The 6,894-nt window shown below is 60.4% G+C and carries 2 protein-coding genes; one reads left to right on the forward strand and one right to left on the reverse strand.

Annotated features, from left to right (window positions below; all coding sequences use genetic code 11):
* Positions 1-52 precede the first annotated feature (52 nt).
* Positions 53-6,415 carry a sulfolipid-1 biosynthesis phthioceranic/hydroxyphthioceranic acid synthase gene (gene pks2 / locus MUBE_RS13670; protein WP_116540946.1) on the reverse strand — a complete coding sequence of 2,121 codons (6,363 nt, stop codon included), beginning with the start codon at positions 6,413-6,415 and terminating at the stop codon, positions 53-55.
* 152 nt (positions 6,416-6,567) lie between these two features.
* Here pks2 and MUBE_RS13675 point away from each other — a divergent pair.
* Positions 6,568-6,894, forward strand: a 327-nt coding sequence (locus MUBE_RS13675) for a hypothetical protein (RefSeq protein ID WP_133297128.1), incomplete at its 3' end; no start/stop codon positions are given.

Below are 6,894 nucleotides of genomic sequence, written 5' to 3' on the forward strand. Positions count from 1 at the left end.
CTATGCCCTGGTTGAGGCGGCTATTATCTCCTGACGATGTACGCGCCTGCGATCAAGTGGCTGGCGACTCAGCTTCCATAGCTACCAACTCTTCGCACAAATGCTCGGAGAGACCTCGAATTGTGGTGATCTTAGTGGGACTTATGCGTACTCCCGTCTCCGTCTCGATACGGGTTCGTAACTCTAAATTCCCGAGCGAATCCAGGCCATAGTCAGATAGCGGCCGATCGGGGTCAATAGTGCGCCGCAGTAGCAAGCTGATCTGCTCAGACACCAATTGTCGAATCATGCTGGGCCATTCGTCGTGAGGCAACACTTTCAATTCGGCCAGGAACTTACTTTTATCTTTTCGGCCTTGAGAAACAGATTGGAACGCCTCGGCGAAGCGGCTGCGTTGCGCAAAGGACGTCAACCACGGCGTCCCCATGATCGGCGCATAGCAAAAGTATGGGGGACTATAACACAGCAGCGTCTGAAATACGCGAGCACCCTCGGCGGGTGTGATTGCTGCTCCGGCCATTTCGGCCAGAGCGGTGGCGAGACCAATCTCACCCCATGCTCCCCAAGCGATCGCGGTGCTCGGTAGGCCCTGTGCCCGGCGCCAATGCGAGAAACCATCCAACCAGCTGTTAGCCGCCGCATATGCGCCTTGTCCCGGCGAACCGACTAGCGCGGCGGCCGTTGAGAATAAGCAGAACCAATCCAGCGACTGCGCAGCTTTTCCGTCTTGCAGGGCCTGGTGCAGGTTCCACGCACCGTAGACCTTAGGTGCCCAGCAACGATCAATGAGGTCATCAGTGACATTGATCAACGTGGCGTCCTCGACCACCCCCGCTGCATGTAGCACACCGCGAACCGGTAGCCCTGATTGGGCCGCCACCGCCACCAGGCGGCCAGCAACCTCAGGCTCAGCGATATCACCACACTCCACCTGGATATCGGCGCCTGTGGCGCGGAGGCGCTCGATGACCTCCTGCACTTGGAGGTTGGGCGCCGAGCGGGAGTTGAGCACAATCCGTCCGCAGCCCGCGGCGGCCATCTCGGTGCCGAGAAACAGCCCCAGGCCGGTCAGCCCGCCAGTGACGATATAGGCGCCGTCAGTACGAAACGTACGAACCTGCTCCGGGGGCACCACGGCCACACTGGATCCGGTGTGCGGCACGTCAAGCATCACTTTGCCGGTATGCCTGGCACCAGCAACCAAGCGCACGGCACCGGCCGTGTCATGAATTGGATAGTGCGTGGTCTGCGGTACCGGCAGCACACCCTCAGCAGTGCGTTGGTACACGGTGGTCAGCAAGCGTCGAACAGTTTCAGGGTGTGTATGCGTCAACAACGCCAAGTCGACCGCGTACAGCGAGAGGTTACGACGGAATGGGAACAATCCGAGTCGGGTGTCACTGTAGATGTCACGTTTGCCGATCTCGACGAACCGCCCACCGAAGGACAACAATTCGATTCCGGCACGTTGCGCAGCACCGGACAACGAGTTGAGCACGACGTCAACGCCGTATCCTTTGGTGTCACGACGGATTTGTTCGGCGAACGTAAGGCTACGCGAATCGTAGACATGCTCAATACCCATGCTGCGCAGCAGCTGTCGCCGTTGCGGACTACCCGCCGTCGCGAAGATCTCGCACCCCGCGGCACGTGCGATCGCAATCGCCGCCTGTCCGACACCGCCGGTTCCCGAATGAATCAGCACCTTGTCGGACGATGAGATCCGAGCCAGATCATGCAGGCCGTACCAAGCGGTCGCGGCCACAGTAGGCACAGCCGCGGCCTCTTCCAGCGGCACCTTGGGTGGCAGTGTGACCGCATGGCGAGCATCACAAATCACAAACGTGGTCCAACAACCGTTGCGAGACATACCGCCGACCCGGTCGCCGACCTTATGATCAGTGACATTCGGCCCGACGGCTGACACCACCCCAGCGAAGTCGATACCCAACAGTTGGCGGTAGCTCTCAAAGGTAGGGTACCGGCCGAACGCGACCAGAACGTCGGCAAAGTTGATGGTGGATGCGGTGACCGCGACCTCGATCTCCCCCGGCCCCGGTGGTACCCGATCGAAAGCAACGAACTCCATCGATTCCAGATCACCCGGGATCCGAATCTCTAGCCGCATGCCGTCGCGTTCATGCTGCACGACGGCGGTTCGCCGTTCGGCCTGGCTCACCGGACTGGGTCGCAGTCGGGCGGTATACCATTCGCCGTCTCGCCAGCCGGTCTCGTCCTCATCCGAACGGCTGCGCAGTTGCTGGGCCACATGCAAGGCGATCGTCGCTTGATTGGTGTCGTCGACGTCGATCTGGGTCGCACTCAAGTAAGGGTGTTCGGAGTCAATCACCCGCATCAGCCCACGCAGTCCGGCCTGTTCCAGGTTGGCCAGATCACCCGTCCTGATGCTTGCGGCGTTTCTGGTCACGACAAAGAAGCGGGGCCGCTCGCCGGGGAGTTCGGAGATCTCGCGGGCGATGGTGGCGATGTGGGACACATAGTCGCGACCACGCCGCAATGCTGACGATTCTGCCGCAGCAGCGGCAGGCGGGGCAGTAACCACGACCACACCAGTAAGCCCCTTGAGGGCCCCATGACCATCGGAGAGGCTCACGCCGTCGTTGGACAGCAGCGAACGCAGTTGTGCGGTATCTATTTGCCCGAGCGGCAACGGCACCGCGGTGCACTGCCCGCCTTCGGCGTTTAGGGCATCGCCAAGTTGATTGACCAAAGGATCCTCGGCAGATGCGCCGAGGACTAGCCAGGACCCACACTCTCGCTGCGGCGCCTCCGGCAGTTTGTGCGATTCCCATTCGATGGTAAACAACCGTTCGTCGAGCACGCGATTAACATGATCATGCCCGGAAGCACCCCCGGCCAGACGCAGCCCTTCAACCAGCAACAGCACCGTTCCGGACTGGTCCAAAACTTCCAGGTCGACTTCGCACTCACCGGCTCGCAATGCTGTTACCCGAGTGAGGCAGTATTGCACGTTGCGCATTGAATGGTAGTTACGCAGTCGGCGCACACTGACAGGCAGCAATAGACCGCCGGCGCCCGCCTTTTGCACCTCGGGCGCAACGATGATCGACTGGAAGCACGCATCGAGCAACGCGGGGTGGCTTGTGTATGCCGATTGCTGCGAGCGAATAGCCCTGGGCAGCGCGACCTCGGCGAGCACAGTGGAGACGTCCACATTGGTCCTGTCGACAGTGTGTACTGCGGCGAGGCCCGAGAAGGCCGGGCCGTACTGAATGCCGACAGCGTCGAAGGCCATTCGCAAATCAGCACCTTCCGTGCGCGACGGATGGCTAGCGATCAATGCATCAATGTTGTGCACGGGCGGCTGCTGCAGATCCGCGCGGACCTCCAGTGCATGCAGCACCGCACTTGCTCGCCGAACACGTTCTCCTTCCTCATGGGTCTCCACCACGAATTCGAGGACGCCAGGCGCTGAAACCGTCGCCACCGACGACGCCATCGTCTCGTGATCCAACAACAACGTCTGCTCGAACTTAATGTCTCGGACCTCTGACGCTTCGCCGAGAATCGCCCGTGCAGCGGCTAAGGCCATTTCACAGTAAGCCGCACCGGGAAGCGCGGCCACGTTGTGGATCTGGTGGTCTTCGAGCCATGGGTGTGCCTCAGTGCCGACCCCACCCTGCCACACGTAGCGCTCCGGCTCCTCAAACAGGCGCACATGCGCCCCAAGCAGTGGATGAACAGCCTGAACCGCGACGCCGTGCGCAGGGTGGTCCACCGACTCGCGGCTCAGCATCAGCTCCCGGTGAGTCCAGGTAGACAATGGTGCATCTACCAGGCATCCATCGGGGTACTGAACGGAGAAATCGATCCGGGCACCGGCGCTGTGCACATCGGAGACGAAGCCACGTAACCCGAGTGGCAGCTCCTGCTCGCGGCGCATGGCGGCCAACGCGCTGATCGGTATGCCGAGACTGGCAGCGTTTTGCTCAATCGCATAGGTCAGTAGGGGATGTGGCGCCAGCTCCCCGAAGACTCGGAACCCATCCTTGAGCGCTGCTTGCACAGCCGCCGCAAAGCGCACCGTGTAGTGCAAGTTTTCTGCCCAGTATTCGCCGGTGAACGACGGCCGCTCACGCGGGTTCCACAGGGTCGCAGAGTAGTAAGGGACTTCCGGCTCAGTGGGTTTGAGATCAGCGAGGGCTTCGACCAAGTCGTCAAGAATCGGCTCGACCTGTGGAGTATGCGAGGCGACGTCAACAGCCACCTCGCGCGCCATCACGTCCTGTTCCTGCCAGGCGGCCACCAGGTCGTGAATCGCCTGGGTGTTTCCACCGACGACAGTCGATGTCGGTGAGGCGACGACCGCCAACACAACATCTGACAGGCCGCGAATAGAAAGTTCGGAAAGCACTTGTTGGCCAGGCAATTCCACCGACGCCATGGCGCCGTTGCCCGCGACACGCGACATTAGCCGCGAGCGGCGGCAGATGACGCGCAAACCATCTTCGAACGACAGCGCGCCCGCAACGACAGCGGCCGCGGCCTCACCGAGCGAATGTCCGATGACAGCACCCGGATACACCCCGTAGAACTTCATTGTGGCAGCCAATGCCACCTGAATTGCGAAGATCGTCGGCTGGACCCGGTCAATACCGGTTACCTTTTCCGTCGCCGTCAACGCTTCGTTTACCGAAAACCCTGATTCCTCGGCTATTACCGGTTCCATTGCCGCAATAGTCGCAGCGAATACCGGCTCTTTCACGAGCAACTCTGCACCCATCCCGGCCCACTGTGACCCTTGTCCGGAGAACACCCATACTGGGCCGCGGTCGTCTTGCCCCACGGCAGGCTGATAGGGAACCTCGCTGCCGGCGACTTCGCGCAATCCCCGGCTAAGCTCAGCAAAGCTGCTCGCCGGAACTATCGTCCGCACTGACCGATATCCACGACGGCGCGACAGCGTGTAACCTAAATCCCACAGCTCGACACGTTTCGTCCCGCTGCTGTGCTCGTCAACCCAGTCCGCCATTCTGGCAGTCGTCACGCGCAGTTGCTCTGCCGACGTAGCCGACACCGGAAACAACAGCACGTCACCGATTTTGGATGCTACCAGCGATCCCTTAGCTGAACTCTTGGCTGCCTGCGCTTGCTCGAGGATCGCGTGCACGTTAGTGCCAGACATTCCGTACGACGACACCGCGGCACGCCGTGGCTGCTGACCATCGACATTCCAGGGTGTATTGACCTGCGGCACAAAGAGTTCGGTGGCGATTTCAGCTAGTTGATCCGGCAACCGGGTGAAATGCAGGTTCTTCGGAACCAAGCCATGCTGCAGCGCTAAGATCGCCTTCATCATCCCTAGCGGTCCAGATGTCGACTGCATGTGACCGAAGTTTGTCTTCGTTGACGCTAGCGCACAACGTCTTGCAGTCCCATACACGGCGGCCAGGCTCGCGTATTCGATCGGATCGCCGACCGGGGTGCCAGTGCCGTGCGCTTCAACCAGACCCACCGTGGTGGGGTCAACACCACCCGCGGCCAAGGCCTTTTGATACACCGCAATTTGCGCCTGTTCCGAGGGCGCCGCGATGTTCGGGGTGCGGCCATCCTGATTGGCCGCAGTACCGCGCAGCACTGCAAGGATTCGGTCACCGTCACGCTCCGCGTCGAGCAATCGCTTGAGCAACAACACTACGCATCCCTCGCCGGACACGAATCCGTCGGCCGCAACATCAAAGGCATGGCAGCGACCGGTAGGTGACAGCATACCCTGCAGCGAGCCCGAAACTGACTTCCGTGGCTCTAGCATCACGGCGACACCACCAGCAAGGGCCAGATCGCTTTCGCCGCCATCCAAACTTCCGCAGGCTTGGTGCACGGCCATCAAGCCCGACGAGCACGCTGTATCTATCGTTACTGCCGGACCGTGTAACCCAAGCGTATAGGCCACTCGACCGGATGCGAAGCTGTTACTGGTTCCCGTGAAACCGTACGGTCCCTCCACAGCGCCACAGTCGGCGGACAGCAACTCATAGTCCCCGTGCGTAAGCCCCACAAAGACACCAGTCGCAGACCCTGCGAGTGTCGTAGGGTCAAAACCCGCATGCTCGATAGCATCCCACGACGTTTCCAACAATAGGCGGTGCTGTGGGTCGATCGCGGTGGCCTCACGCTCCGTCATACCGAAGAAATCGCAGTCAAAGCCGCCAACGTCGTCCAGGAAAGCACCCCACCGCGATACCGACCGGCCAGGCACCCCTGGCTCGGGATCATAATACAGATCCGCGTCCCAGCGTTCCTTGGGAATCTCGGTCACCAGGTCTTCGCCACGCAACAACGCCTCCCACAGTCGTTGCGGAGAATCAATCCCACCGGGAAGCCGGCAGGCCATTCCGATAATGGCCACCGGCGTGACGTTTGCGGCTCGCAACGTGCAGTCCCCTCATTACTTATGATCGCCCAATTGGCCTTAAACAGCCCAATTGGCGCTCGACAGTTTAGCTACGTAAACACAGGACAAAGAGGCCCCGATACGACTGCGTACCACCATGTACGACGCCATTCGGGCTCAGGATTGGTTAGATGTTGCAGAGGACAGTAACACAGGACAAAGGGGCCCCGATACGACTGCGTACCACCATGTACGACGCCATTCGGGCTCAGGATTGGTTAGATGTTGCAGAGGACAGTGTACCGGCAAACAGCGATGCCTGGCACACAAGTACCGATAGCCCCACGCAGACTGCCCATAATGATGTGACCGAATGCATCTTCTTGTTGAGTGTTGTGTGGTTTTGTTTTATGTGGGGTGTGGTGGTGTGGGTTGTGGTGTGGGTCGATGGGTTGTGTGAGTTGATCTACTGTGTGGATGTTCTGGTAGCCGTGAGTCCGTCGGTAAAGCGGGTGGTG

Source organism: Mycobacterium uberis (assembly GCF_003408705.1).
GTDB lineage: Bacteria > Actinomycetota > Actinomycetes > Mycobacteriales > Mycobacteriaceae > Mycobacterium > Mycobacterium uberis.